Genomic DNA, 25,727 nt, shown 5'->3' on the forward strand with positions numbered 1-25,727 from the left:
TAGGACGGGCGGCGGATCAAACTGCCGGCTCAGATCAGCCCGCTGTCTCGCGCGGCGGCGGTGGCCTCACCGCGCGACACGGCCTCGAGCTTGCCCAGCACCGCCGAGACATGGTGGTCGACCGTTTTGGGCGAAATGGCGAGATGCTCGGCGATGCGCTTGTTGGACAAGCCGCGCTCGATCAGCTGCAGCACTTCCATCTGGCGCTCTGTCAGGCCAGCGCGGTTGGCGCGCGTGGAGCGGCGCGGGCCACGGGCGATGTGAATGACGCCGCTTCGGCGCATGATGTCGCGCACGTGCTGGGCGACCGGCCGGGCACCGAGCGCCTCGAATGTCTCCAGTGCTATCCGCTGCGCGGCCTCGTCGCCCTGGGCAAGCGCCAATGCCCGTTCGTAAGGTGCGTCGAGCTCGGCCCAGGCCGAGGCCGCGCCACGCCAGTCACCGGTGAGCAGCATCTTGTACGGCAAGGCCATGCTGGCCGTGTCTCCGGGATCGACATCCGGCGCCAGCATCTGCCGCCAGACGGCCAGTTCGGCAAAGACCGCCCGCGTCGGTGACAGACCTTCGGCAAGCCCGATGAACCGCAGCGCCTCCTCCTTGTCCGCCTGCCCGAGCCAGGCTTGTTCGGCAACCACCGCCGCGTAGGGCAGCAGCCGCTGCAGCTCGGTCCCCTTTTCCAGAAACCGCTTCATCTCCGCCAGAAGCGGCTCGGCCGACGGGTCGCCGCGCCGAAGGCGAAGTTTGGCCAGCGCAACCAAGGCGGGATAGCGCACCAGGGCCGTGGCCTGATCGTTGCCGATCACGTCCAGCGCCTCGGAAGCCGCCTCATCCCAGCATCCCTGACGCAGCCGCAACTGTGCGCGCACGCCGTGCATGTAGTCGCGCCATGTCGCCAGATCGTTCTCGACGCAATAGTCGATGCCGCGATCGAGGAAGGATTGAGCCTCGCGGTAGTCGAGCTGGTTCATGCCGCCACAAGCGCAATTGGTGAAGGCGCGTGCCGCGTGCTCCTGAAAATTCTCCTGCAGCGCGATTTCGAGGCTGCGGGCAAGATGCCGCCGGCTGCTGGCCAGATCCAGCCACTGCTCGGCGGCGCCGACATTGTTGAGCGCGTGGCAGACGACATCCGGCCGGTTCAACCGTTCGGCGAGCTCTATCGCCCTGGAGCCCAGCGACAATGCCTCGTGCAGTCTTTCGGCCAGCATCGCCAGCTGCGAAAGGTTGGAATAGGCCATGGCAAGTTCGGCACTGGGCCCAACGGCCTCCAGCAACGCGACCGCCTGGGCGCCGAACCGGTCGGCGGCCTGTCGGTCGCCCAGGAGATAGGCGAAGCGGGACAGCCATCTGAGGCTGTCGCCTTCCTTCAGACTATCGCCGAGCGCCTGCCGCAGTGCGCGCGCCTGCTCCTGCGCCTTGATGGCCTCGTCGATGCGCGCGATCAAATGGCACTCGAAGGCATACTGCTCGTAAAGCCCGGCGCGCTCTTGCGCGGGCAAGGTGTCGGCCTGGCGCAAGGCGACCTCGTAATAGCCGGCGGCGTCGCGATGAGCGCCAACCCGGGAGGCCTCGCGTGCGGCGACCGGCGCCAGTGCGCGCACCGTCTCAAGATTGTGTGCCTCCACCGCGTGATGGACCAGCCGCGCGGTGGCGACGTCGCCCCTTTCGAGCAGCGCCGACAGAGCGCGCTGGTTGAACGCCCGCCGGTGGCTGGTCGTCAGCATGGTCTCGATGGCGTGGCGGGCGATCTCGTGGCGAAACGCATAGGCGTCGCCCAGATCGTCCAGCAAACCGTTGGATACGCATTCCGCCAGCTGGCCGGCGCTGGCCACGCCGCACAGGCCCGCCAGGGCCCAGGCGTCGGCGCGCCGGGGAAATACCGAGACGGCGTCAAGCATCGAACGGGCACCGGCCGACAGACGTTCGGCGCGCGCGAGCACCGCGTCGCGCACGCTGGCCGGCAGCGCCGTTTCGCATTCGCAGCTCAACAGTTCGGTGACGAAAAAGGCGTTGCCGGCGGTCGCCCGGTAGATGGCATCGCCGTCTCGGCCGGCGGCACCGGCGAGCGACAGCACCGCCGCTTCGCTCAAAAGCGGCACGTCGATGCGTGCGACGCTTGCGGCCGGGATTTCACCCAGCGCGCGGCGCACGCGCATCTGGCCCTCGCTGCGGTCCGTGCGCGCCGTCAGCAGCAGCAGGATGTGGGTGTTGGCGATGCGGCGGCCGAGAAAGCGGACGAAGTCGAGCGTCGCGTCATCGGCCCAGTGCAGGTCCTCGATCACCAGAAGGGTCGCGCCCGTTCTCGCCTCGAAGACATCCAGTGCATCGGAAAACAGCGGCAGCCGCTCTCCCCGCCGCGCGTCGACCGCCTGCGGCATTGCCCATTGCGCCTCGCGTGCAAGGTCGTAGAGCGGCCCGAGCGGATCGGGAATCGACAGGTCTTCGCAGGCGCTGCGGAAGATCTGGGCCCGCGCACCGGTTTCGCCGATGAAGGCTTCGACAAGGGCCGACTTGCCGGCGCCCGCTTCGCCCGACAACGCCGCCACGTGACCGCGGCCGCGACCTGCCTGCGCCAGCAAGCCGTCCAATTGCGCCAGCTGTTCCTGCCGTTCCAGAAGCATCGTCATTGGCTCATGTGATCCTGGCTGCGGCCGCCGCAGCCCAGCCCGGCCGCCAGGGTAGCCGGGCTCGGTATCTGCTGTGTGGCTCCTGGACTAAACGCCGTTAACATGGGGAATCGTCCCGCCAAACATAGGGAAAGGTTCCGATGCGCGCCGTTGACGGGCGTGATCATGTCCAGCCGCGCTCAATTCGAGCGTGTCCAATGGAAAAGGGAACCTCGATATGCCCCGCTATGTGGTTGAACGTACATTTCCTGACGGCCTCAGCGTGCCGATGAACGATGCCGGCGCCGATGCACTGGCCGGAGTGATCATGCGCAATGCGGAGAAGGGCGTCACCTGGGTGCAGTCCTTCGTGTCGCCCGACAAGAAGCAGAGCTTCTGCATCTATGACGCGCCTTCGCCGGAGGCGATCCGCAGCACTGCCCAGAAGAACTCCCTGCCTGTCGACAAGATCACGGAGGTACGGGTTCTTGACCCTTACTTTTACCGCCCATGAAAGTCCGATCAGCCAGCGCAACGGCGACATGTCCGACATGCCGGCCAGCGACACGACACCTGCCATGGGAGATGGCCGCCGGGCGTGGGGCTTGCCCCGCCGCCTGTGGCGGATCGTGTCGGCGCTTTCCGCGCAATTGCCGGGGAGGCGCCGGCCACCGGAAGGCGACTATCTGAGGCGCGACATCGGCCTGCCGGAGCGCGAGGAGCTGCCCCACTACTGGGACTTCACCCGGCTATAGCCACCGATACGTCCGGCCGTCCGGCTTCGCTGCGAGGAGCGGCTGCTCCCGCGCACATCAAAACGAGGAGAGAATATGAACATCCATCCATGGGCCAAACATCTCATCAACTTGTCGATCCTGTCGATCGCGGCCACGGGGGCGAATGCCCATGATACAGGCGCGCTGGACGAGAAGGTGCGGGCAGCCAATGGCCGCTTCGAGAATGTGGCGATGGCGACCGCCGAAGGCTATGCGCCGATCCCGTGCGCCAGTGGCATCACCGGGGGCGCCATGGGCATCCACTACGTCAATGCCGCCTATCTGAAAGACGACACGGTCGATGTCGGCAAGCCGGAGGCGGTGATGTACGAGCCGACGGCCGACGGCAAGCTCAGGCTTGTTGCCGTCGAATACATCACCTCGAAAGGTCCAGCCTCGCTGGCAGGGCAGCTGTTCAACTTCAACAGCGCTCCCAACCGCTATGGTTTGGGGGCTTTCTACGAACTGCATGTCTGGGCGTGGAAGAAGAACCCGACCGGGACCTTTGCCGACATGAACCCTGACGTGTCGTGCGATGCAATGAAGGCCGACGGCATGTAGCGGCATCCAGTGCCCACCCAGGCGGGGCGGGCCGGAGCCGATTGGTCCCGGGGGACACTCGCCCCCGGGACGTCGCGGCAAAGTCAGTTCGAAGCCGACAGCACCAGCACCGGCTTTTCGCTGTACAGCGACGGGAACAGCGTCTTCAAATTCGCCACCTTGGGCAAGTCGTTGTAGACGATGTAGGGGTAGGTCGGGTTCAGCGTCAGGAAATCCTGGTGGTAGTTTTCGGCCGGGTAGAAGGTCTTGCCGGTCTCCAGCGTGGTGACGATGGGTTCGGAAAACACCTTGGCCTTGTCGAGCTGGGCGATATAGCTCTGCGCGATCTTCTTCTGGGCGTCGTTTTCGGCAAAGATCGTCGAGCGGTACTGCGTGCCCGAGTCCGGACCCTGGTAGTTGAGCTGGGTCGGATTGTGGGCGACCGAGAAATAGACCTGCAGCAGCTGGCCATACGTCACCTTGGACGGATCATAGGTGATCTCGACGGATTCGGCGTGGCCGGTTCGGCCGGTGCCGACCGTCTCGTAGACGGCGTCGTCCTTGGCGCCGCCAGTATAGCCCGAGACCGCCTTGCTGACGCCCTTGACGTGCTGGAACACGCCCTGCACGCCCCAGAAGCAGCCGCCGGCGAAGATGGCCTTCTCGCTGCCTGGGGCCGCCTTTTCGTCGATTGCCGGCGGCGGGATTTTCACCGCGTCCTCTGCGGAGATGGCCGGCGTCAGCCAGAAGGCGGCGCCCGCGACGGCAAGGGCGAGTGCGGCGAGCCCGCCGCGGACAAAGCCGGTCGAACGATTGTTGATATTGGTCATGGTTGCACTCCTCATGGCTTCCCCTGGGATCGGTCCATTGGGGATCAGTCTATTGGATCGGCTACCGTGGCGCGATGCGCGAGTTGCGGCGGAAGCTCACATTCGCGTGCGGCCCGGACTTTTTGCCTTGACGTCATTCCCGGCGCATAACCGCTTCAAGCTTTCCGGGATTGCTCCGGCAACTGTCCCCGGCTGGACAGGGAGCCCGCCAGGGACAGAAGGCCACGCGCCAATCTCAATTGGCTATCAATTGGCCGTGGCATCCGTTGCCGGCTTCATCGCATCGGTCGCCGGTTTCATCGCGTCCGTCGCGGGCTTCATGGCATCGGCGGCGGGCTTCATGGAGTTGGTGGCCATCGGGTCGGCCGGCTTCATCGCATCGGTTGCCGGTTTCATGGCGTCCGCGGCCGGCGCCATGGCGTTGGCGGCGGGCTTCATCGCATTGGTGGCGTCATCGGCGCGCGCGATGCCGCCGGCAGACAGCGCCGTCGAGCAGAGGGCGAGCGCGAGCGCCGGCAGCGTCAGGCGGGAGAAATTGGTCATGATAGGCTTCCTTGCGGGGTTGATGGCACGCCCTTTCCGGGCGGCCGGGCTCTTGCGCCGCTGCCCGTGCGGCGACGCAAATTTCTGCTTGGCAAATCTCTACTTGGACGCGATCTAGTTGGCGGCGGCGGCCAGGATCGGCCCGCCGCCGGGCGACTGCACCAGCACGGCGGTGCTGAGGCCGCCCGAGGCTGCCGGCAAATCGAGCGTCTTGGCCTCGCCGCTCCAGCTGCCGAGTTTTGTCAGCGCATGCACGACATTGGCGTGCGGCAAGGTGCGGCCGGTGTTTTCGCCGCGCGCCACCGGCACCTCGACGACACCCTTGGTGTAGTGCACCAGCCAGACATCGGCCTTGCCGCCCGGTGCCGCACCGGCGCCGATCGCGACCTTGCCGCCCTCGAGCGACAGCGAGGGACCGCCGGTCTTGGCCGTCGCGGCGATCAGATGTTCGATCTGGCCGGGCGCGGCGCCGACGACATCGGCATGGCCGTTGACCACCACTTGCGGCGTGAACGGCCCGTCATGGCCGAGCGGGCGCTCGTAGGAAACCTGGCGCTGGGTGAACTCCTGCTTGCCGAACGTGTCCTTCCAGCCGAGATAGTCCCAATAGGTGACGTTGAAGGACAGCGCCAGCACGCCGGCCCGGTCCTTGACCTTGATGAGATTGGCATTGGCCGGCGGGCAGGATGAGCAGCCCTGGCTGGTGAACAGCTCGACCACGGTGAGCGGCTGGGCGGCTGCCGCGCCGAGCGAGGCGGCGAGCGCCAGCGCGGCGAAGCCGGACAGTGCGAGAAACCTGCTGGATATGACTGGCGACATCGGCGTGCTCCGTGGGGACGGCGCCACGATGCGCCCGTCATGTCCCCACTTCGCCGCCACCACGAGCTTCGTTACAGCGCTCACCGCTTTGTGATTGAAGAGCGCCAGCGCTTTTTCCCTTCTCCCCCTGTGAGAAGGAAGACGCGTCTACATCACTGCGTCAGCGCAGTGTCCGAGGGGCGCTTGTTGAAGTCGCATTTGCCGGTGACGTTGTAGAAGAAGTCGGCGTTGCCGACAGGCGCCGGAACCGAGTTGCCACCGTCTTCCCAGGCCTGATAGGCTGTCGAGCCGCAAGGTACGAGGCCGAAGATGTCGACGACCTGGCCGGTCGCGGTTTCTGTGTAGTTGGTATTGCCGGTCTGTGGATCCTTGATCCCGCTGTAGAGCCGGTTGGAGGTGGCCGGATCATTCGTCTTGAGGTATTGCGGGTTCCCTGATGGCACATACATCTGCAAACTGAGGCCACCCATCTGGCTGACATCGATGGACGCGCCGGTGCCATTGGCGGGATACATCGTGTCGACACAGTAAAATTTCGTCAGAAACTTGTCTGTCTGGATCACCGCACCAGCGGGCGGGTTGGAGCCGGCGAGCTTGCAGACCTGCGTCTGGGCCACCGTGCTGACGGTCTTGCCGGTTGAATCAGTCGTAAGGATGCTGGTGGTGGTGGTGCCATAGCCCTTCGGGTCTCCGGTCTTGCCATAGACGTAGTCGATCGTCATCAGCGGCTTGGCCACCGTGGCGCCGAATTGCGTCCCGTAGAGCGTCATCGTCTTGTTCCAGTAACCCGACACTCCGGTGACCTTGAAGTCCGCCTTGACCAGCGCCGGCGGCTTGCTGACCGCCGAGGCCACGGCGATCGGTACGGTGTCAATCCTGGCGATGGTCATGAAGACGGTCGGCATGGCGAAACTTGCCGTGGCCCGCGCGGTGGTGGCGGTGGTGGCGGTGCCACCCGCGAAATTGGTCAGCGTCGCGGTGCCTTGTCCGCCATTGGCGATGAAGGAATCCTGCAGCATCGTCTGGCGCTGCGAAAGTGTCGCCGTGGTGTCCATGGTGGTGATCGTCAGGATCGCGGCATCCAGCGCCTGCTGCTGGTTGGACTTGGTCTGGACCGCGCTTGTATAGTCGACCGAGAAGCCGACGGCCGCGATCAGCGGCATCAGCATCACCAGGAAGAGCGGCATCATCGACCCGCTGCGGGAGCGGGCAAAGCCGCGCAAAACCCTGAACATTCCGACCCCCAACAGACATTAGCGTTCGAGCATTTGCCACACAGGCGGCAAACCAAGGTCTAATGTGATCGATCAAAGTTTACGCATTCTTCGCCCGCGGGCCGGTTTTCCCGGTTTTTTGGCCGATGTCACCGCTTTGTGACCCGCGAGGCAGCCCTTGCGCCGCAAGCCTTGCCGCCGATTGCCGCCCCTGCTAAAGCGCGCGGCATGAGCACGCCCCTCGACCACATCCGCAATTTTTCCATCGTCGCCCATATCGACCATGGCAAATCCACGCTTGCCGACCGCCTGATCCAGTCCACCGGCGGGCTGGAGCTGCGCGACATGAAGGAGCAGGTGCTGGACTCGATGGACATCGAGCGCGAGCGCGGCATCACCATCAAGGCGCAGACGGTGCGGCTAAAATACCGCGCCAACAATGGCGAGGACTATATCCTCAACCTGATCGACACGCCCGGCCATGTCGACTTCGCCTATGAAGTGTCGCGGTCGCTCGCCGCCTGCGAGGGCTCGCTGCTGGTCGTCGACGCCTCCCAGGGCGTCGAGGCGCAGACGCTCGCCAATGTCTACCAGGCGATCGACAACAACCACGAGATCGTCGTGGTGCTGAACAAGGTCGACCTGCCCGCCGCCGAGCCCGAGCGCATCCGCGAGCAGGTCGAGGAGGTGATCGGCATCGACGCCTCGGGCGCCGTGCTGATCTCGGCCAAGACAGGCCTCGGCATTCCCGACGTGCTGGAAGCCATCGTCCACCAATTGCCGCCGCCGCGCGAGGGCGATGCCGCAGCCCCCCTGAAGGCGATGCTGGTCGACAGCTGGTATGACGCCTATCTCGGCGTCATCGTGCTGGTGCGCATCATCGACGGCGTGCTGAAGAAGGGCCAGACCATCCGCATGATGGGCACGGGCGCCAAATACCTGGTCGAGCGCACCGGCGTGTTCACGCCCGCCCGCATCAATGTCGAGGAGCTCGGCCCCGGCGAGTTCGGCTTCTTCACCGGCTCGATCAAGGAAGTGGCCGACACCCGCGTCGGCGACACCATCACCGAGGACAAGCGGCAGACCGCGCATGCCCTGCCCGGCTTCAAGCCGGCGCAGCCGGTGGTGTTCTGCGGCCTGTTCCCGGTCGACGCCGCCGATTTCGAGGACCTGCGCGCCGCCGTCGGCAAACTGCGCCTCAACGACGCCTCCTTCTCCTATGAAATGGAAACCAGTGCGGCGCTCGGTTTCGGCTATCGCTGCGGCTTCCTGGGCCTCTTGCATCTGGAAATCATCCAGGAGCGGCTGGAGCGCGAGTTCAACCTCGACCTGATCGCCACCGCGCCATCGGTCGTCTACCGGCTGCTCCTCAATGACGGCTCGGTGAAGGAGCTGCACAACCCGGCCGACATGCCCGACGTGGTGAAGATCTCCGCGATCGAGGAGCCATGGATCCGCGCCACCATCCTGACCCCCGACGACTATCTCGGCGGCATATTGAAGCTCTGCCAGGACCGGCGCGGGATCCAGGCCGACCTCTCCTATGTCGGAAAACGCGCCATGCTGACCTACGACCTGCCGCTCAACGAAGTCGTCTTCGATTTCTACGACCGGCTGAAGTCGATCTCAAAGGGCTACGCCTCGTTCGACTATCACCTGACCGACTACCGCGAGGGCGACCTGGTGAAGATGTCGATCCTGGTCAACGAGGAGCCGGTCGACGCGCTGTCGATGCTGGTGCACCGCACGGCGGCGGAAAAGCGCGGCCGGCAGATGTGCGAGAAGCTGAAGGAGCTGATCCCGCACCACCTCTTCAAGATCCCGATCCAGGCCGCCATCGGCGGCAAGGTCATCGCGCGGGAAACCATCTCGGCCTTGCGCAAGGACGTCACGGCGAAATGCTACGGCGGCGACGTCTCGCGCAAACGCAAGCTCTTGGACAAGCAGAAAGAGGGCAAGAAGCGGATGCGCCAGTTCGGCAAGGTGGATATTCCGCAGGAGGCGTTTATTCAGGCGCTGAAGATGGGCGATTAAGGTCGGTCCCTACAATATCTGCAGGGCCTTCATTAACCCTCTGTGTACAACGATCTTTTCTGTAAAATTCAGTTTAGCGTCGGGATTTGCGTGTCGAAATATATGCGTCCCTTGCCTTGCAACATTTCCAATCACAGAGAAATAGAACAACGTCTGTAGTACGAAATTTACATCCTTGGTCTTCACTGATCCCGATTTTAGATGGCTCCTATAAGCGCCCCTAAATTCATCGACATCCAAAATCCACTTTCGAATCTGAGAGATTATTGAAAAAATCGTGTTGATATCGGGAATGAGGCCGTGGATCTCGTCCAGAAGCTCGTCCTTCAAGTAGTTTGAATAGGACTTGTCTGCGTCTCGAATCACGTCCGCTTCGATATTTCCACCTCCCCGATCAAGTTGCATCTCAGCGCACACCTGGAGATAACGGATGTAGTCTCTCGGGCGGCCATGAGTGCTTCGAGATATGTATTCAAACGACGGTGCATTTTTGCGACCGTTTGCGTACTCGACTGGGTCCCTGCTCATGATCGAATACCAAATCTTCTCGAAATCGGTCTCCTCCTGTCCTATGACCTTCGAAAGGCGATAGGCTAGCATCTGCCGTATGTCAGAGTTATTCCATTCGAGATCAAACTCAAAATCTTTCCATTTATTTTTGTCGGCGTCCTGAAGTATATCATAGATGTCGTCGCGTAAGAAAATTATAGGAAGTATTCCATGGGTAGAATGCCCAAAGCGAGACTTAACATCCTGCACTGCCTTGAAAAGACTTGTCAGCAGATCGATATATTCACTACCTTTATAGACCTCAAAGATATTTTTGTAGTCTTCATCAAGTTCGTCAAAAAGAACATAGTATGACGAATCTCCTACGTTTTTTTCAAGAAACGCTTCAAGGTTCTCCACCTTATCCGCCAACGAGTAGGCATTTTTCTTTTGAAACCAGTTCCCAAAGTTAAACCCAGTACCAAATATGGAAATCCCGACGTCTCCAGCAACCCATCGTCCGATAAGGGCATTCAAACTATCAGAATTGACCGGTGGGAATGCCTTCCGGATGCGATCTCGGAGCAGAGGGTCGAGTGATCCATCCGCGACCATCATCCGGCAAACGAATGAGTAAATAATCAACTTCCATAGTGTGATGTATTGGTTTGGGCGGGTGAATTGAGAGTTTTCTTGTTTGTAGAGTTCATTAAAAGGAAAGTTTTTAAACGAGAGTTTGGTGGCAAATTTGTGAGGTCTGGCAAGTTCTGAAATATATTGAACAAGGGCAGTCTTGCCGGTGCCCTTGCGTCCGACTATATAACAAGAGTCGCCGCTGACGATTTCATCAAGTTGTCTAATATTAAAAAAGTATCGTTTGATATCGTCTAGCTTCGCTTCAAGCTTCCAGTCTTTAATTTCCTTCAAGATTCTGATGGTTTGATCTTTGTCGACAATGAAAGCTGGCCCAGTGTATGGCGAATGAACGCTGACTGGGCGTTTTCGCGGGCTAGCTGTCTTGAGTTCTGGCAGGAGGTCGACATTAAGAGCGCGAGGCTTGTCGCCAGAATTGTCAACTGAGAATGTAACGGAAAGTCCCTTCACAATTAATAATGGGGTCACACCTGACAGCGCTGATGTGAAAGAATAAGCTATTGGTCAGGTCTGGTGAAAATATAAACCCATAGCCTTTATCGGCCATAAACGCGGTTATTTTACCGGCCGATCTTGCATCCAATTCAATTGTCATGACTGTCCCGCAATTGTTTCGGAAATCTGATACGCCACGAAACTGTGTCTGGAAACACGGACACGCTTGGAACATCAGTCATTGATTCCGTAGCGATGTCACGAATGAAATGCAAGAAGTCTTGCTCATCATGGGAGCGCGAAACGGTTGGTCGGCGAAGTGCTCGCATGTGGGACCGCAACCCGTCTGCGGTTCTGCTAGGACGTAGACTCATAATCGCGTAGCCAGATGCGGATTGCGACGAGCTTGAGGGCAGCGAGGTAATTCTCGGCCAGCTTTTCGTATCGGGTGGCGATGCGGCGGAACTGCTTGGCCTTGTTAAAGAAGCGCTCGACGAGATTGCGTGCCTTGTAGAGGTAGGGGCTGAAGCAGATCGGGTCCCTGCGGTTGGTTTTTGGCGGGATGTTGGCCCATGCTTTTCGTTCCTTGACCGCCATGCGTAGCGCGTTGGCGTCGTAGCCCTTATCGGCCAGAAGCATGGCTCCCTCAGGCAAGTCGGCGATCATGTCCGGCGCCGAGGCGATGTCGCTCTTCTCGCCCGCGGTGAGCGTCAGCTTGATCGGCCTGCCTTTGGCGTCCACAAGTGCGTGGATCTTGGTTGTTAATCCGCCTCGGGAGCGACCGAGACAGTGATCTCGATCCCCCTTTTTGCCGTCGCGCCCTGCTGATGGACGCGAACAATGGAGGTGTCGATCATCTGCACCTTGCCGTTGTGGGATTTGGTGATGGCCTCCATGAGGCGGTCCCACACACCTGCTCTCCGCCATCGGACAAAGCGGTTGTAGCAGGTGGTGCGTGGGCCGTATCGCTCTGGCAGATCGCGCCATGGCGCACCGGATCGCAGCACCCAGAAGATGCCGTTCAGCACCCGCCGATCATCTACGCGCGGCACCCCTCGCGGCTTGTTGGACAAGAGCGGTTCGATAACGCGCCACTCGAAGTCGGTCAAATCATATCGGCTCATAGAGAGTCTGAATCAGAATTCGTGGAGACATGAAAGTGGACCGTCGGAAAACGGCTTAACCGCAGATATTGACGGATCGCTTGGCAACGCTGCATCCTTGGCACCATGCTAATCGCAGACGCTGAAGCTAGGATCCGTGAAATCATAATTTCCATCTCCGCAGGGGACTGCCAGAGTGCAGTCACCAAAGCGGATGTGTCGCACTGTTCAGCGGCCGACGTCGATCGCGTTATATCGGATTATGGACGAACATTCTCTGCGCCGCCGTTTGCCGTTTGGGATGTAATAGCTGTCAACACAGCGGTCGGCGAGGAGAAGTGGTCAGTCCGAGCGCCGCTTTGGAGCCAAAATGAAGGTGGTCGATCCGATTTGGAGCTTCGTCTCACCGTGACAATGATCAACGGTGTGGCGACGGTTGAGCTAGACGACATACTTGTAGCTTGATCGCAGTTCGCCAAGCATCGCGGTCATCCCCAATTTATGGGTTCACGACCTAACCCTCTTCCATGTTTCACTCTGAGTACATACCATTTTGACGTACTCTTGCGCGATTTGGGAGAGGTTTGATACGCACCACATCCGACATCATCGCCGCTCTCGGCCTCGCCATCGGCGGCATCTTCGGCCTTGCTGGCACCTTCGTGGCGAGCGATGCGCTGCGCGAGACGCTGTGGGCGATCGACGGCGTGGCGCTGGTGGTGGCGACCGCGCTGCTCACCATGAAATACCAGCGTCTCGGCAATGATTGCGTTGCCGCGGGCTTCCTGACCTTCCTTGCCGGCGAGAGCCTGCTTTTGGCCGGCAATGCGGCGGGGCTCGAGGCCAGCGTGCCTTCCTATGTCGGCGGCATTTCGCTATGGGCGGCCGCGCTGATCATGGTCAGCGTTCCGACCACTTTCGCGCTGTGGATGCGGCTGACCGCGCTCGTGGCCGCCGTGCTGTTCCTGGTGTCGGTGGGCATGGTGCTGTGGGGTGCGCCCTTCCTGCCGACCTCGGCGCCGCTGCCGGCGGCAGGCTATCCGTTCCTGGTGCTGACGTTCGCCGGCTGGATCTGGACGCTGCTGAAGCCTGAACGGTAAGCGGGACCGGGCGCGGCGCCTCTTCCTTCCCCCTTGTGGGGGAAGGTGGATCGGCGCGCAGCGCCGAGACGGTTGAGGGGTGCTGCACCGAGTGAGAGGGTGGTGTTTTTCTGCTTTGACTAAGTGGCTTTGACGTCTCGCCAAGCTGGAACACCCCTCATCCGACCTCGCTTCGCGAGGCCACCGCCCTGGGCGAGTCACGGGCCTCGCCCGCCCTTCGGGCCCCACAAGGGGAGAAGGGAAGAACGCTCTTCACCGCCACGAAGCGTGTCCGCTCCGTATTGACATCAGTTACACACACGCGCCATTGGGCGCTGAGCAAGCGCGAGAAGCTTTCGGCCGTGACGGCTGTCGCGTGTCCAATGTCGGTCTGCCTACACTAAAGACGTTCGCCGTTTCCCGGGACGGGTAAGCCTGTCGCCGCCGGTCGCGCGATAAATCCCGGTTGGTACGAATTCATACCAACTGCCCGGCTCGGTTGATCGCGCGGCATAGGCCCGGTACACAAATCGGGCGGCGGACCTTCATCAGGTCGCTAGTGGCCGGCGCGGGGCTCAGGCAATTGTCTCACCGGCATGCGCGCCGGCCATCTTCCCCGGACGATAGGTGAACCAAGGGCGCTCCGCATCGCTCGGGATTCCCGGTGCTGACCTTCGCCAGTGGATCTGGCGCCAGTTGGATCTGGACGCTGCCGAGGGCCAGGCGGCAGCTGGTACGTCGAGATCAGCCCCCGTCCGCGACAGGAAGAACAGTGTCGGCGCCGCCCCTCACCTGCCTGCCGGCATCCTCTCCCCGTAAACGGGGCGAGGGACGCTGTCATCGCGGCTTTCGCCAATCGCCAAAGCTTGCAGAAATAGCGCCGGCGTTGCGACCAGCCCCTCTCGCCCCGTTTACTGGGAGTTGAGGAGCGGTCCGCATAGCGGACGAAAAGCCAACTGCTTGGCTTTTCGAGCGACGAACGCCGGCAGGACAGTGAGGGGCGGCGCGACGTCCAAGGTTGGCGCCGCGCCCGCCTCAGCTTTCAATCCACACCTTCTCGAAGTGCTGCTCGAGCGCCTGGTGCTGTTCGCAGCCTTCTATGCCTTTGCGGTAGGTGCGGTACACCGAGCGCCAGTAGGGTTGGATGATGATGCCGCTGTCGCGCAGATTCTTCTCGATCTTGGCCATGATTTCCTTGCGGGCCTTGGGGTCGGGCATGGCCAGCGCCTTGTCCAGCAGCTCGTCGAACTCCTTGCTGGCGTAGGCGCTTTCGTTCCAGGCGGCGCCGGATTTATACGCCAGCGCCAGCACCTGGACGCCGAGCGGGCGGCCGAGCCATTCGGTGCAGGAATAGGGGAACTTGCTCCAGTCGTTCCAGAAGGTGGCGGCGGGCAGCACGGTGCGCTTGATCTTCAGGCCGGCCTCGCGCATCTGCGCGGCGATGGCGTCCCCCGTGTTCTTCTGCCATTCGACGTCGACCGAGATCAGCTCGTATTCATGGTCCGCCTTGCCGGATTCGGCGAGCAGCTTCTTGGCCTGCTCCACATCGCGCTTGGCCGGGCCGATATCGGCATATTCGGGGTGCATGGGGCCGACATGGTGGTTGTCGGCGGGCTTGCCGCGGCCGCCGAGGCCGAGCGCCAGCACGGCCGAATTGTCGACGGCGAGCTGGGCGGCGCGGCGGATCTTGATGTCGTCGTAGGGCGCATTGCCGACGTTGAAGCGGGCGACGATGGTCGAGCCGGTGGCGATCTCGGAGTTCTTCAGCCCCATCTTGTCGGTCTGCGAGACGGCGTCGGAAGCGGTCTCGTGGTCGGTGTCGATCTCGCCGGATTCGAACGCCGACAGCATGGCGTTGGGGTCGGAGCCGTAGTCAATCCACTGGATGCCATCGAGGTGGAATTCGCCCTTCCACCACGGCTTGTCCTTGCGCTTCACCTCGGCGCCCGTCTCTGCGTCCCATTTGACCAGCTCGCAGGGACCGGTGGTGATCGCCAGAGCCTTCATCGGGTCGCCGTCGCCACCATAGGAGCGGTGCATGATCAGCGCGGGATAGTCGGCCATGCCGGCGATCAGCGAGATGTCGGGTTTTGGCAAATTGAGCTTTATGGTGAAGTCGTCGACCTTCTCGATGCCGCCATCGACCACCTTCTTGGTGTCGGCATTGACCAAAGCGCCCATGCGCGCGGCGACCGAATTGCCGGCAACGCCGGCCTCGCACCAGCGGGTGAGGTTGTGGACGACATCGTCGGCATTGAAGGCATCCCCGTTCGACCAGGTGACGCCCTTGCGCACATGCAGCGTCAGCGTCCTGGCGTCGTCGCTCATCTCCCATTTTTCCAGCAGCCAGGGCTCGAACGAAAAATCGGTGTTCCAGCGCACCAGATATTCGTTGCAGTGGCGCGCGACGTTGGACATTTCGACGCCGTCGAAGGTGCGCGGGTCCTTGAAACCCTTGACGTTCATGGCGACGCGCAAGGTTCCGCCCTTCTTCGGCTCGGCGGCGCGGGCCGGGGTCGCGGCGATGCCGCCGAGGGCAAAAGCGCCGGCGGCGCTGACGCCGAGCCCGGCCATCAGCGCCAGATATTCGCGGCGGCTGATGCCGCCGGTCCTGAAATCGTCGGCGACGGGTTTGGCGCGTGGGTGAAGCTTGCGGTCGGTCAGCATGAATTTCATCGTCGTTCCCTCTTTTGTTGGTGCATGCCGCCCACAAGTGCCCGGCGGTCATCACAGGCTCGCCAATGCGGGGGCGGCTGCGACCGCCGGGGCGCCATTGCCGAGAGGGAATGATAAAGCGGGGTAACGAGAGGAAATGTTCTGGAATCCGCAGGAGTTGTGCGGCGCTCCGCAGGACTGGCAGGGGACGCTCCACGGCCTCTCCTTCGTCATCCACGGGCGGAGCGGTAGCGAAGCGGACGCGCAGACCCGAGGATCCATGCCGCGACCTCAGCCGTGGAGTGCAGCGGAGCAGCTTCTGGACCGTGGCAACGCTCGGGAGTCCCGGCATGGATCCTATGGTCTGCGCCGCGTCGCTTCGCTCCTTGCTCCGCCATAGGATGACGAAGAGAGAGGCGGTGGCGCCAGGGCGACGCCAAGCCTACGCCAACAAAAAACCCGGCACGAGGCCGGGTTTTTCGAGACATCCGTTTAAGCCGAGCCTCAGCTCACCTTGGTCTGCGATGCGGCCTGGTCCTCGGCGATCTTCTGCTGGAACATCTGCGCGAAATCGATCGGGTCGAGCATCAGCGGCGGGAAGCCGCCATTACGCGTCGCCTCGGCGATGATCTGGCGGGCGAAGGGGAACAGAAGGCGCGGGCATTCGATGAACAGGATCGGCAGCATGTGCTCCTGCGGGAAGCCCGAAATGGCGAAGACGCCGCCATAGACCAGCTCGACGTTGAACAGCACTTCCTGGTCGAAGGAAGCCTTGGCGTTCAGCGTCAGGTTGACGTCGAACTGCTTGTCGGAGAGCGGGTTGGCGTTGACGTTGACGTTGATGGCGATGCCGGGCGCCTTGTCGCGGCCGCGCAGCGAGTTCGGCGCGCCGGGGCTTTCGAAGGACAGGTCCTTGACATACTGGGCCAGGACGTTGAGCGAGGGCTGCGTCGCGTTGCCGTTGCCGTTGGCGCCGACCGGCGCGTCATCATTGCTGGCCATGAGCCGATATCCTTTTTCCCCTGTGCAGTCTCGCTCACCGAATAATCGGGGCTGACCGAATTGAAATCGGGCGTTCGCTACCATGGCCGGCATGACAAGACAAGGTTTGCCGCCTTGCTTGTCGCGTCGTCATCCCCGGACGAAGCAGGCGCGCAGCGGCGTAGCGGAGACCCTGGGATCCATGCCGCGACACCGGCCAAGGAATGCAGCGGCTCGAAGCAGCCGAATGGCCGACGCACAACTTGCAAGTGACTTCGCTGCGACGGACTTCGAGTTAAAGCAGAGCAAAAATTCTGCACCGTCGCAGCGCGTCCATGTCACGGCATGGATCCTGGGGTCTACGCCGCGTCGCTCCGCTCCTTGCTCCGCCCCAGGATGGCGAAGAGAAGCCTCAGTCGTCCTTCAGCCGCCGCCACGGCGAGTTGTGGTCCGGGCCGCGCTTCAGGTCGTCCTCGCGCGAATAGTCGCCGTCTTCGAGGTCGATGACCTTGTCGCGCTGGCGACGGAAGCCGCCGGTGGAGAAATCGGTGGCCACGACGATGCGGCCTTTCAGCCTGCTCCAGGCAAGGTCGCGCACCGGCGGCAGGAACAGGAGCAGGCCGATGATGTCGGTGATGAAGCCGGGGATGATCAAAAGGATCGCCGCGACCACGATCATGGCGCCATGGGCGAGCTGGCCGCTGGGGTCGCGGCCGGCAGCCATCTCGGCGCGGATGCGGGTCATGACGCCGAAACCCTGGTGGCGCAGCAAAAGCACGCCGGCGAAGCTCGATGCCAGCACCAGGCCGACCGTGGCCAGCGCGCCGACCTCACGGCCGACGACGACGAAACCGGCGATTTCCAGCAACGGAAGCGCGAGGAGAAAGAAGGGAAGCAGCGAAATGCGCAAGTCTTTACCGACCATTCGATTGTTTTGTCCCGCCGGCGACCAATCGCCGCTGGCACGGAGGCTGTTAGATAGGTATGCCTGCCTTTGATTTGAATGATTGCGCCTTGCGTTCTATATGCTTTGAATGGTGAACGCTATGCGACCGCGGCCTGCCGGCTGGGACGGTCCGGCCTAGAGGCAGGGATTGATTGGCGGAAAATATGGGCTTCTTCGACTTCGGCACGATTTTCTTCCTGATCGCGGCGGTGGTGATCTTCTTCCAGCTGCGCAACGTGCTGGGCCGTCGGACCGGTAGCGAGCGGCCGCCCTTCGATCCATATACGGCGGCGCGCACCGACAAGGACGCCACGCAGAAGCCCGAAAACGTGGTTTCGCTGCCGCGCAAGCGGGCGCCCGGGGAGCCGGTGCCGGCAGACACCTATACGGCCATCGACGCCTTCGCCAAGCCCGACACCGATCTCAACAAAGGCCTGCGCGCGATCAAGGACAATGATCCGTCCTTCGACCCCAAGGGGTTCGTCGACGGCGCCAAGATGGCCTATGAGATGATCGTCATGGCCTATGCCGACGGCGACCGCAAAACGCTGAAGAACCTTCTGTCGCGCGAGGTATATGACGGCTTCGTCGCTGCGATCGGCGAGCGCGAGGCCAAGTCGGAAAAAATCCAGTCCTCCTTCGTCGGCATCGACAAGGCCGACATCGTCTCGGCCGAGATGAAGGGCGGCGAGGCGCATGTGACGCTGCGCATCATCAGCGAACTGATCTCGGCGACGCGCGACCAGGCCGGCACGGTCATCGACGGCGACCCCGAAACGGTGGCCGAGGTCAAGGATGTCTGGACCTTCGCCCGCGACACGCGCTCACGCGATCCGAACTGGAAGCTCGTCGCCACCGAAGAAGAAGACTGAGTCCGGAACAGGCGGGCTCCGGTGTCGCTGTCGCCCCTCCTTGTTGAAAGGTCCTTCGGCGACCTGCCCGGTTGGGGTGACGACGACCATCTGCCGGCCTTCGAGGCCTTTGCCCGCTCCGCCTTCCATGTGCCGGTAAAAGCCTATCGCAGCGGTGCGCTGGGTGTCGATTTCGGCGCCTTCGCCGAGGCCTATGCGCAAGCGCGCGGCGCCGCGCCGGCGAACCGATCCGAGGCCCGCGCCTTCTTCGAACGCCATTTCGTGCCCATGCTGGTCCGGCCGGAGACCGGCGCCGGCCTCGTCACCGGCTTCTACGAGCCTCAAGTCGAGGCCTCGCCGGTACGGAGCGAGCATTTTGCCGTGCCGCTGCTGTCGCGTCCGGCCGACCTCGTCGATGTCGACGACGCCAACCGGTCCGCCGGGATGGATCCTTACCTTGCCTTCGCCCGCCGGACCGCCGACGGGCTGACCGAATATCCCGACCGTGGCGCGATCGAGCGCGGCGCGCTCGCCGGCCAGGGGCTGGAGATCGCCTGGCTGGCCGACAAGGTCGACGCCTTCTTCATCCATGTGCAAGGCGCGGCGCGGCTTGCCATGACCGATGGCCGGCTTTGCCGCGTCACCTACGCCGCCAAATCCGGCCAGCGTTTCACCGGGCCGGGCAAAATCCTGAGCGAGCTGCGCGAAATTCCGCTCGCCGACGTGACGATGCAGTCGATCCGCGCCTGGTTCAACGCGCATCCGGAGCGGGTCGACGAGATCCTGTGGCAGAACCGCTCCTATATCTTCTTTCGCGAGGCCGCGGTGGACGACGCCGCGCTGGGGCCGATCGCGGCCGCCAAGGTGCCGCTGACGCCGGGCCGCTCGATGGCCGTCGACCGGCTGCTGCATACATTCGGCACGCCTTTTTACATCGACGCGCCGACGCTTGCCGCCTTCGACAAAAGCCCGTTCCGGCGGCTGATGATCGCGCAGGACACCGGCTCGGCCATCACCGGGCCGGCGCGCGGCGACCTGTTCGCCGGCTCGGGCGATGCCGCTGGCGAGATCGCGGGGGTGGTGCGCAACGCCGCCGATTTTTACGCGCTGGTGCCACGCGCGCTGGCCGGGGGCGCAAAATGAGCAAGCGCCCGGATAAACTCAGCGAGGATGACCGGGTGCTGTGGAGCCTGGTGGCGCGCACCGCCAAGCCGCTCAAGGGCCGCGCCGCCGTCGACATTCCAGATTTGGCCGTCGATGCCAGGCCAACGCCCTCGCAACCGGCCCAGCCCGTTGCCAACGCGTCGGGCGCGGCAAAGCCGAAGGTCCAGCATGTCACGCACCGGCTCGACGAGCCGACGCTGGACAAGTTGCAAAAAGGCCGGCTGCCGATCGAGGGCCGCGTCGACCTGCATGGCATGACGCAGGACGAGGCCTATTCGCTGCTGTTCTCGTTTCTGCACCGGGCGCATGCCGGCGGCGTCCGCTATGTGCTGGTCATCACCGGCAAGGGGTCGTCCTCGGGCGGCGATGGCGTCCTGCGGCGCGCCGTGCCGGCCTGGCTGTCGACACCGGCGTTCCGGCCGCTGGTCTCCAGCCACGACCATGCCGCCCGCAACCATGGCGGCTCGGGCGCGCTCTATATCAGGCTGCGGCGGGCACGCTCATGAGGGCTCTCAGGAGGCCGGGCGCATGACGCCGTTCGGCGAGAAGCTGCGCGCGCTGAGGGCCGAACGCGGCGTCAGCCAGAAAGACATGGCGGCGGCGATCGGCGTCAGCGCCGCCTATCTGTCGGCGCTCGAGCATGGCAGGCGCGGCGCGCCGACCTGGACGCTGATCCAGAAGATCATCGGCTATTTCAACATCATCTGGGACGACGCCGAGGAACTGGCGCGGCTGGCCGAAACCTCGCATCCGCGCGTGAAACTCGATACGTCGGGTCTTTCCCCCGCCGCCACCGAACTTGCCAATCTTCTGGCCGAGAACATCGAAAAGCTGGATGAGGCCGCGCTTCTGCGCATCACCGCGTCGATCCGCGCGGCACTCGGCCGGCGATCCTAGAAGCGGGTTTGCGCCCGGACTTTACGGCGGCCGGGCGATCGCCCGATAGCAAACAGCGCCCGCCGGCGAGCAGCCGGCGGGCAGCCGTGGTGAGATCATTTCTTGCCGGCCGTGCTGCCGCCATTGCCGCCACGGCCATGATCGCCATGATTCTGGCCGCCATGTCCGCCGCCCAGGCAGTCCGATGCGCCGGCGACGCCGCAACAGCGGCCGGCCCACAGGTCGTTGAGGTTGGTGTTGGCGCAGGTTGGAATGGTCTGGCCGGCCAGAGCGGATCCGGTCAGGGCCGAAACGGCAGCGGCGGCGAGAAGGGGGTTGCGCAGAAAAGCAGTCATTCGAGGTCTCCATGGTTGGGTTTCTATCGTCCACGGCTGTGTGTCGCCGGGCGAACGGAAATGGTTCACGGAGAGGTGCGAATTTTTTGGACGGAGGTGCGCGGCGGAGCCTCCTCGTCTTCGTCATCCACGGGCGGAGCGGGAGCGAAGCGGACGCGTAGACCCGAGGATGACGAAGCGCTGAGAGTGCGCAGCCCTAACCGGGCGGCTTTCCCCTACTGTAGCGAGCCCACCAGAACCTGCTGGCCGCCGCGGATCGAGACCCAGCGGCCGGTGTTGTCGATCGCCTGGCGCTTGAGGAAGCGGTAGCCGGTCTCGTCCCAGAGCTTGACCTTGTCGGTCAGATTGTCGAGCACATAGTCGCCGCCGTCGGTGCGCACGGTCAGCACGGCGTGGCCTTCCCCGTCGGGCTTGCGCACCACGGTCATCAAGAGATCGGCGAGCGACATGCCCATGCGGGACAGCTGGCGCCGCTTCTCCAGCACGTAATCCTCGCAGTCGCCGACGCCCTTGTCGGGATAGGCCCAGACCTCGTCCTTGCCGTAGATGTCCATGTCGCTCATCGGCTTGACGGCGGCATTGACCCTGGCGGTGACGTTGACCAGCTTGCGCATCAACCCGTCGGTCAGGACCGCCGGCGCGAGATTGGCCGGGCGGATCGAGCATTCGCCTGGCCGCTGCTTGCAGAAATCGTAATGGCCGATCGGCTGCGAGGTGAGGCCCCCGGTCGCCATCGCGTCCGAAGCCCGGGCCGGTGTCATCCAGCCCCCCGTTAACGCCAGCCCGGCTGCCGCGCATACGCGCAGCCTTCGCGTGATTGAGGAATTCATTGTCCCCGCTCGCCCTGTTGTTAACGAAACGTTAAGGGCGATTTACACTCCGTGTCAATTAAGACATCGAGTTGATTTGCGGCATGGTTACCCGCGGGGAGCGACAGCGGCACTTACGCAACAGAATCGGATCCGCGGCCGGCCCTGTTTCAAAACGCCTACCGCTTGGCGGTGCGGACCAGTTTTGGCTTCACCGCCACCCGGGTCTGGCGGCCATAGCTGGTGATGAAGTCGACGATGCGCGGCACGATCTCCGAGCGGAAGCGCGAGCCGTTGAAGACGCCGTAATGGCCGACCGCCGGCTGCACATAGTGCGCCTTCTTGTCGGCGGGGATGTTGACGCACAGGTCCTGCGCCGCCTTGGTCTGGCCAAGGCCCGAAATGTCGTCGTTCTCGCCCTCGACCGTGAACAGGGCGACGTTGCGGATAACCGACGGATCGATCCTGGTGCCGCGATGCGTCATCTCGCCCTTGGGCAGGGCATGGCGCACGAAGACGGTGTCGACGGTCTGCAGGTAGAACTCCGCCGTCAGGTCCATCACCGCCAGATATTCGTCATAGAAGTCACGGTGCTTTTCGGCGTTGTCGCCATCGTGCTTCACAAGGTGCATGAAGAACTCCTTGTGAGCGATGATGTGGCGGTCGAGATTCATGCTCATGAAACCCGAAAGCTGCAGGAAACCGGGATAAACCTCGCGGCCGAAGCCCGGCACCGGCCAAGGCGCGCGCATGACGACGTTGTCGCGGAACCAGTCGATGCCCTTTTCCTTGGCCAGCAGATTGACGGCGGTCGGGTTGCGGCGGGTGTCGATCGGCCCGCCCATCAGGGTCATCGTCGAAGGGACGAAAGGGTCGCCCTTCGCCTCCATCAGCGCCACAGCCGCAAGCACCGGCACGGAAGGCTGGCACACGGCCATCACATGCGTGTCCGGACCCAGCGTGTGCAGCATGTCGATGACGTAGTCGATATAGTCGTCGAGATCGAAGCTGCCATCGGCCAGCGGCACCATGCGGGCATCGACCCAGTCGGTGATATGGACATCGGCATAGGGCAGCATCGCCTCGACCGTGCCGCGCAGCAGCGTCGCGTAATGGCCCGACATCGGCGCCACGATCAAAAGCTTCGGGTCGGCCTTGCGTCCGGCTGGAACGGCGCGCTCGAAACGGACGAGATTGCAGAACGGCTTCGACCAGACTGTCTTTTCGGTGACAGCGACGCTCTTCCAGTCGACCACGGTCTTGTCCAGGCCGAATTGCGGCTTGCTGTAGCGGCGCGTGGTGCGCTCGAACAGTTCGGCGCCTGCCGCGACCGAACGGCCCCAATGCGTATGCGAAACCGGGTTGAGCGGATTGGAATAGAACAACCGGACCGCGTCGGCATAGAGCCGCGCCGGCTGCAGGGCGGCATGGTTCATTTCGTAGAGCTGGTAGAACATCCGTTACCCCGCGACCGAAGAGATGACGAACAGCGCCGATCCCTAGATGTCTCGCGGGGAAGTTAACAACTAATTGCTGCGATGCAATACGTCACGTGGCGTGACTAATGCTAATTTCGTCCAAAGCCTTGAAAACCGGCGCCAGACGGCACAGCCGGCTCAATGTGCAGTGCCGAAATGTGTAGGATATGTGTCAGGCCTTCGCACCGGATACCGACCATGATCCCGAGAGTTCCCGTTTTGCTCCGCTGGCCCGCGGTGCGGGAGAGATCATGGTCAGGAGAAGATCAGATCAGACGCGCGCCATGCAGACGGAAGTCTGACCGGAGCCGATGAAGCCGAGCTGGCCGGCGGCGCCCTTCGACAGGTCGAGCACGCGGCCCTTGATGAAGGGACCACGATCGTTGATGCGCACCACGACGCTGCGGCCGTTGTTCTTGTTGGTGACCCGCAATTTGGTGCCGAAAGGCAGCGTGCGATGGGCGGCGGTCAGCCCCGAGGGGTTCATACGCTCGCCCGATGCGGTTTTCGAGTGCAGCGCGTACCAGGAAGCGCGGCCACACTGACCGGTGGCGGCGGTTGCCGAAGTGGCGGAGGCGCCGACCATCAGGCCAACAGCGATCGTTACCGCGACAAGCGCAGTCTGTTTTGGGGTCTTCATATTTGGGGGATGGCTCCGTTTTTTGACAGACCCCAGCCGTTAGGAAAAGAATAAGGCACGAAATGCGGCGGTGATTTGGCGGTTCCATGGCAAGATCACACGTTTGGAGTCATCGGGTAACAGTCTGTCAGGGACTTTTTGGCGCGCCGAAACCAGTTTCGATCATGTTTTGATCGGCACGAAGGACTTTTATGACAAGATCCAGCGTTGATCTCCAAATAGAAGTCTGCACGATCTGGCCACTTCCTTCGGCTCTTTCATCACGGCGATAGCGCCGCAATCGATCGACTTGAAAAACGGGATCCAACAATGAGACTGACCAAAAATCTGCTGGCCATGATCGTTCTGGCCATGGGCGCCCTGTGGTCTCTGCAAGGCAGCGGCTTGGTCGGCGGCAGCTTCATGACCGGCCAGTCGCAATGGCTCTATATCGGTCTCGCCGCCATGCTGGCCGGCCTGGCCGGGCTGGTGTGGGCGAACCGTTCGCCCTGAAATTCTTGTTTGGCGCGATCCCGACGGAAAAGTCGTTTCATACTTTTCCGAAATGACCTTAACCGAACAGCTGGTCGAGAATCCTGCCTTCGAGACGCGCAAGCTCGGCGGAACCGCGGCGGCGCGGCCGTTCCACCGGCACATCCAGATCGAGCGCGATCTTGCCGCCGCTGACCACCACCACCCGGTCGGCGAGCGCAACCGCTTCGGCAACATCATGCGTGACCAGCACGGCGGTGAATTTCTGGGCAATCCAGATACGCTCAAGCAATTGCTGCATCTCGATACGGGTCAGCGCGTCGAGCGCCCCGAGCGGCTCGTCGAGCGCCAGGACCTGCGGGGGACCGACCAGCGCGGGCCAGCGCCACGCGCTGCTTCTGGCCGCCGGACAGCACCGAGGGCCATTCATCGGCTCGGTCGGCGAGGCCAACCTCGCCTAGAATGCCGAGCGCGCGTTGCCTTGCTTCCGAGCCGGAAGCGATGCCGGTCAACCCGACCTGAACGAGAATTCCGATTTGGCACCTCCTCCAGCAAATCGATGCTTCAAATATGGGAGAATTCAGAATCAGGTTCCGCGCGCCGATGATTAAGTATAGTAACCTTATCGACATAGGAGTGATCGACGATGACAGGCCACACCCCGCCTATCGGGCAATTGCTGGCGTCGTCGGATCCCGGCTGCAAGCCTCCGTGCAGGCAAGCCACGCTTCTGTGTCCCTGGCGTCACAAGGCGGGCCTAAAGTCACCGCAACGGCTTGAAAACCAAGCAAGATCAACCGCAATTAGCTTGTATATCATGTCACTAGAATTTATGTGTTATGGATGCTTCGGCGCGGCGGGGAGGCACGCCAGGCGTTTCGCAACGGATGGCCTAGGGCCATCGCATGACAGAGAAACGTTCGGTTCATGCTCACCAAAAAAGGCAAGTACGGCCTCAAGGCGCTCGTCCATCTCGCGCGGATGCCGGCCGGACAGCTCGCCTTCGTCGGCGATATCGCGACCGGCAACAACATCCCGAAGAAGTTTCTCGACGCCATTCTCGGCGAGTTGCGCAATGCCGGCTTCGTCCAGAGCCGCAAGGGCAAGGAGGGCGGCTACCGCCTGGCGCGGCCCGCCGACGAGATCAGGGTCGGCCACGTCGTGCGCGTCCTCGACGGGCCGCTGGCCCCGATCCCCTGCGCCAGCCGCACACAATATCAGCGCTGTGAAGACTGCAACGAGGCGACATGCCAAGTCCGACATCTGATGCTCGAGGTCCGGCAGGCGATCGCCGAGGTGCTCGACCAGCGCAGCCTCGCCGAGATGCGCGACATCGCCGACGATCTTACGATCGCGAGGGACGCCGACGATCTTACGATCG

24 protein-coding genes and 2 pseudogenes are annotated in these 25,727 nt (G+C 62.8%); 11 read left to right on the forward strand and 15 right to left on the reverse strand.

Features of this window, described 5'->3' with window-relative positions:
- Window positions 1-29 precede the first annotated feature (29 nt).
- The gene (locus FJ941_RS16360) at window positions 30-2,618 is read right to left on the reverse strand and encodes an AAA family ATPase (protein WP_140507218.1); all 2,589 of its coding nucleotides are present in this window, start codon (window positions 2,616-2,618) and stop codon (window positions 30-32) included.
- A 223-nt stretch (window positions 2,619-2,841) separates the two neighbouring features.
- Here FJ941_RS16360 and FJ941_RS16365 point away from each other — a divergent pair, with 223 nt between their 5' ends.
- From FJ941_RS16365 to FJ941_RS16375, 3 genes are all read left to right on the forward strand, one after another.
- Complete coding sequence (locus FJ941_RS16365; protein WP_140507112.1) at window positions 2,842-3,117, forward strand: DUF4242 domain-containing protein; 276 nt, start codon at window positions 2,842-2,844, stop codon at window positions 3,115-3,117.
- Window positions 3,092-3,358 carry a hypothetical protein gene (locus FJ941_RS16370; protein ID WP_140507114.1) on the forward strand — a complete coding sequence of 89 codons (267 nt, stop codon included), beginning with the start codon at window positions 3,092-3,094 and terminating at the stop codon, window positions 3,356-3,358. Before FJ941_RS16365 ends, FJ941_RS16370 begins: the two co-directional genes overlap by 26 nt.
- 75 nt (window positions 3,359-3,433) lie before the next feature.
- Window positions 3,434-3,940: a hypothetical protein gene (locus FJ941_RS16375; protein ID WP_140507116.1), complete on the forward strand. Its 507-nt coding sequence runs from the start codon at window positions 3,434-3,436 to the stop codon at window positions 3,938-3,940.
- Window positions 3,941-4,023: 83 nt separating this feature from the next.
- Here the strand turns inward: FJ941_RS16375 and msrA are convergent, their stop codons facing one another.
- From msrA to FJ941_RS16395, 4 genes are all read right to left on the reverse strand, one after another.
- Entirely contained in the window at window positions 4,024-4,749 is a 726-nt protein-coding gene (gene msrA, locus FJ941_RS16380; protein WP_140507118.1) for a peptide-methionine (S)-S-oxide reductase MsrA, read from the reverse strand.
- Window positions 4,750-4,995: 246 nt separating this feature from the next.
- Window positions 4,996-5,292 carry a hypothetical protein gene (locus FJ941_RS16385; protein ID WP_140507120.1) on the reverse strand — a complete coding sequence of 99 codons (297 nt, stop codon included), beginning with the start codon at window positions 5,290-5,292 and terminating at the stop codon, window positions 4,996-4,998.
- A 114-nt stretch (window positions 5,293-5,406) separates the two neighbouring features.
- Window positions 5,407-6,111 carry a DUF1223 domain-containing protein gene (locus FJ941_RS16390; RefSeq protein ID WP_140507122.1) on the reverse strand — a complete coding sequence of 235 codons (705 nt, stop codon included), beginning with the start codon at window positions 6,109-6,111 and terminating at the stop codon, window positions 5,407-5,409.
- Between the two features lie 152 nt (window positions 6,112-6,263).
- On the reverse strand, window positions 6,264-7,346 hold the full coding sequence (locus FJ941_RS16395; RefSeq protein WP_140507124.1) for a TadE/TadG family type IV pilus assembly protein: 1,083 nt from the start codon (window positions 7,344-7,346) through the stop codon (window positions 6,264-6,266).
- Between the two features lie 207 nt (window positions 7,347-7,553).
- On the opposite strand from FJ941_RS16395, the gene lepA reads away from it, so the two are divergent.
- On the forward strand, window positions 7,554-9,359 hold the full coding sequence (gene lepA, locus FJ941_RS16400; RefSeq protein ID WP_140507126.1) for a translation elongation factor 4: 1,806 nt from the start codon (window positions 7,554-7,556) through the stop codon (window positions 9,357-9,359).
- A 9-nt stretch (window positions 9,360-9,368) separates the two neighbouring features.
- Here lepA and FJ941_RS16405 read toward each other — a convergent pair whose 3' ends face one another.
- Together FJ941_RS16405 and FJ941_RS16415 are read right to left on the reverse strand one after the other, a co-directional pair.
- Complete coding sequence (locus FJ941_RS16405; RefSeq protein ID WP_140507128.1) at window positions 9,369-10,952, reverse strand: hypothetical protein; 1,584 nt, start codon at window positions 10,950-10,952, stop codon at window positions 9,369-9,371.
- A 342-nt stretch (window positions 10,953-11,294) separates the two neighbouring features.
- Window positions 11,295-12,061 (reverse strand): IS5 family transposase gene (locus FJ941_RS16415; protein WP_140507132.1). Its coding sequence is split into 2 segments (ribosomal slippage): window positions 11,295-11,749 and window positions 11,749-12,061, totalling 768 coding nucleotides; the frame shifts between segments, so codons are not numbered across the junction.
- 563 nt (window positions 12,062-12,624) lie between these two features.
- On the opposite strand from FJ941_RS16415, the gene FJ941_RS28995 reads away from it, so the two are divergent.
- Window positions 12,625-13,140: a hypothetical protein gene (locus tag FJ941_RS28995; protein ID WP_246673848.1), complete on the forward strand. Its 516-nt coding sequence runs from the start codon at window positions 12,625-12,627 to the stop codon at window positions 13,138-13,140.
- 1,014 nt (window positions 13,141-14,154) lie between these two features.
- Here the strand turns inward: FJ941_RS28995 and FJ941_RS16430 are convergent.
- From FJ941_RS16430 to FJ941_RS16440, 3 genes are all read right to left on the reverse strand, one after another.
- On the reverse strand, window positions 14,155-15,795 hold the full coding sequence (locus tag FJ941_RS16430) for an ABC transporter substrate-binding protein (RefSeq protein WP_140507134.1): 1,641 nt from the start codon (window positions 15,793-15,795) through the stop codon (window positions 14,155-14,157).
- 483 nt (window positions 15,796-16,278) lie between these two features.
- Entirely contained in the window at window positions 16,279-16,776 is a 498-nt protein-coding gene (gene secB, locus FJ941_RS16435; RefSeq protein ID WP_027145705.1) for a protein-export chaperone SecB, read from the reverse strand.
- 391 nt (window positions 16,777-17,167) lie between these two features.
- Window positions 17,168-17,665 carry an FxsA family protein gene (locus FJ941_RS16440; RefSeq protein WP_027145706.1) on the reverse strand — a complete coding sequence of 166 codons (498 nt, stop codon included), beginning with the start codon at window positions 17,663-17,665 and terminating at the stop codon, window positions 17,168-17,170.
- 200 nt (window positions 17,666-17,865) lie between these two features.
- Here FJ941_RS16440 and FJ941_RS16445 point away from each other — a divergent pair, with 200 nt between their 5' ends.
- From FJ941_RS16445 to FJ941_RS16460, 4 genes are read left to right on the forward strand one after another with little or no spacing between them, the layout of a single operon-like run.
- On the forward strand, window positions 17,866-18,573 hold the full coding sequence (locus FJ941_RS16445; RefSeq protein WP_140507136.1) for a Tim44/TimA family putative adaptor protein: 708 nt from the start codon (window positions 17,866-17,868) through the stop codon (window positions 18,571-18,573).
- A gap of 21 nt (window positions 18,574-18,594) precedes the next feature.
- Complete coding sequence (locus tag FJ941_RS16450; protein ID WP_140507138.1) at window positions 18,595-19,695, forward strand: murein transglycosylase A; 1,101 nt, start codon at window positions 18,595-18,597, stop codon at window positions 19,693-19,695.
- Entirely contained in the window at window positions 19,692-20,222 is a 531-nt protein-coding gene (locus FJ941_RS16455; RefSeq protein ID WP_140507140.1) for a Smr/MutS family protein, read from the forward strand. Before FJ941_RS16450 ends, FJ941_RS16455 begins: the two co-directional genes overlap by 4 nt.
- A 22-nt stretch (window positions 20,223-20,244) precedes the next feature.
- Window positions 20,245-20,613: a helix-turn-helix transcriptional regulator gene (locus FJ941_RS16460; protein ID WP_140507142.1), complete on the forward strand. Its 369-nt coding sequence runs from the start codon at window positions 20,245-20,247 to the stop codon at window positions 20,611-20,613.
- Window positions 20,614-20,708: 95 nt separating this feature from the next.
- Here FJ941_RS16460 and FJ941_RS16465 read toward each other — a convergent pair whose 3' ends face one another.
- The 4 genes from FJ941_RS16465 to FJ941_RS16480 all read right to left on the reverse strand — a co-directional run bounded on the left by FJ941_RS16465 (window position 20,709) and on the right by FJ941_RS16480 (window position 23,875).
- Window positions 20,709-20,948, reverse strand: a complete 240-nt coding sequence (locus FJ941_RS16465; protein ID WP_140507144.1) for a hypothetical protein — start codon at window positions 20,946-20,948, stop codon at window positions 20,709-20,711.
- A 215-nt stretch (window positions 20,949-21,163) separates the two neighbouring features.
- Window positions 21,164-21,778, reverse strand: a complete 615-nt coding sequence (locus FJ941_RS16470; protein ID WP_140507146.1) for a transglutaminase-like cysteine peptidase — start codon at window positions 21,776-21,778, stop codon at window positions 21,164-21,166.
- 158 nt (window positions 21,779-21,936) lie between these two features.
- Window positions 21,937-23,214, reverse strand: a complete 1,278-nt coding sequence (locus tag FJ941_RS16475) for a polyhydroxyalkanoate depolymerase (RefSeq protein ID WP_140507148.1) — start codon at window positions 23,212-23,214, stop codon at window positions 21,937-21,939.
- Window positions 23,215-23,506: 292 nt separating this feature from the next.
- Window positions 23,507-23,875: a septal ring lytic transglycosylase RlpA family protein gene (locus FJ941_RS16480; protein WP_140507150.1), complete on the reverse strand. Its 369-nt coding sequence runs from the start codon at window positions 23,873-23,875 to the stop codon at window positions 23,507-23,509.
- A 309-nt stretch (window positions 23,876-24,184) separates the two neighbouring features.
- Between FJ941_RS16480 and FJ941_RS29000 the strand changes: the two genes are divergently transcribed.
- Complete coding sequence (locus FJ941_RS29000; protein ID WP_181169829.1) at window positions 24,185-24,367, forward strand: hypothetical protein; 183 nt, start codon at window positions 24,185-24,187, stop codon at window positions 24,365-24,367.
- A 58-nt stretch (window positions 24,368-24,425) separates the two neighbouring features.
- On the opposite strand, the pseudogene FJ941_RS16490 reads toward FJ941_RS29000, so the two are convergent.
- Window positions 24,426-24,870, reverse strand: a pseudogene (locus FJ941_RS16490) (ATP-binding cassette domain-containing protein); the annotation flags it as partial.
- 403 nt (window positions 24,871-25,273) lie between these two features.
- Here FJ941_RS16490 and FJ941_RS16495 point away from each other — a divergent pair.
- Window positions 25,274-25,678 (forward strand): annotated as a pseudogene (locus tag FJ941_RS16495) (Rrf2 family transcriptional regulator); the annotation flags it as partial.
- Window positions 25,679-25,727: the final 49 nt, after the last annotated feature.

The organism is Mesorhizobium sp. B2-3-13, assembly GCF_006442195.1.
GTDB classification, from domain to species: domain Bacteria; phylum Pseudomonadota; class Alphaproteobacteria; order Rhizobiales; family Rhizobiaceae; genus Mesorhizobium; species Mesorhizobium salmacidum.

Excerpts from the sequence above, each read along its gene's own strand:
- FJ941_RS16470 (WP_140507146.1), bottom strand. The coding sequence starts at position 21,778 with ATGAATTCCTCAATCACGCGAAGGCTGCGCGTATGCGCGGCAGCCGGG.
- FJ941_RS16395 (WP_140507124.1), bottom strand. The coding sequence starts at position 7,346 with ATGTTCAGGGTTTTGCGCGGCTTTGCCCGCTCCCGCAGCGGGTCGATG.
- FJ941_RS16460 (WP_140507142.1), top strand. The coding sequence starts at position 20,245 with ATGACGCCGTTCGGCGAGAAGCTGCGCGCGCTGAGGGCCGAACGCGGC.
- FJ941_RS16385 (WP_140507120.1), bottom strand. The coding sequence starts at position 5,292 with ATGACCAATTTCTCCCGCCTGACGCTGCCGGCGCTCGCGCTCGCCCTC.
- FJ941_RS16455 (WP_140507140.1), top strand. The coding sequence starts at position 19,692 with ATGAGCAAGCGCCCGGATAAACTCAGCGAGGATGACCGGGTGCTGTGG.
- secB (WP_027145705.1), bottom strand. The coding sequence starts at position 16,776 with ATGGCCAGCAATGATGACGCGCCGGTCGGCGCCAACGGCAACGGCAAC.
- FJ941_RS16430 (WP_140507134.1), bottom strand. The coding sequence starts at position 15,795 with ATGAAATTCATGCTGACCGACCGCAAGCTTCACCCACGCGCCAAACCC.
- FJ941_RS16475 (WP_140507148.1), bottom strand. The coding sequence starts at position 23,214 with ATGTTCTACCAGCTCTACGAAATGAACCATGCCGCCCTGCAGCCGGCG.
- FJ941_RS16365 (WP_140507112.1), top strand. The coding sequence starts at position 2,842 with ATGCCCCGCTATGTGGTTGAACGTACATTTCCTGACGGCCTCAGCGTG.
- FJ941_RS16360 (WP_140507218.1), bottom strand. The coding sequence starts at position 2,618 with ATGCTTCTGGAACGGCAGGAACAGCTGGCGCAATTGGACGGCTTGCTG.
- FJ941_RS16480 (WP_140507150.1), bottom strand. The coding sequence starts at position 23,875 with ATGAAGACCCCAAAACAGACTGCGCTTGTCGCGGTAACGATCGCTGTT.
- FJ941_RS16390 (WP_140507122.1), bottom strand. The coding sequence starts at position 6,111 with ATGTCGCCAGTCATATCCAGCAGGTTTCTCGCACTGTCCGGCTTCGCC.
- msrA (WP_140507118.1), bottom strand. The coding sequence starts at position 4,749 with ATGACCAATATCAACAATCGTTCGACCGGCTTTGTCCGCGGCGGGCTC.
- FJ941_RS16465 (WP_140507144.1), bottom strand. The coding sequence starts at position 20,948 with ATGACTGCTTTTCTGCGCAACCCCCTTCTCGCCGCCGCTGCCGTTTCG.
- FJ941_RS16445 (WP_140507136.1), top strand. The coding sequence starts at position 17,866 with ATGGGCTTCTTCGACTTCGGCACGATTTTCTTCCTGATCGCGGCGGTG.
- FJ941_RS16375 (WP_140507116.1), top strand. The coding sequence starts at position 3,434 with ATGAACATCCATCCATGGGCCAAACATCTCATCAACTTGTCGATCCTG.
- lepA (WP_140507126.1), top strand. The coding sequence starts at position 7,554 with ATGAGCACGCCCCTCGACCACATCCGCAATTTTTCCATCGTCGCCCAT.
- FJ941_RS29000 (WP_181169829.1), top strand. The coding sequence starts at position 24,185 with ATGAGACTGACCAAAAATCTGCTGGCCATGATCGTTCTGGCCATGGGC.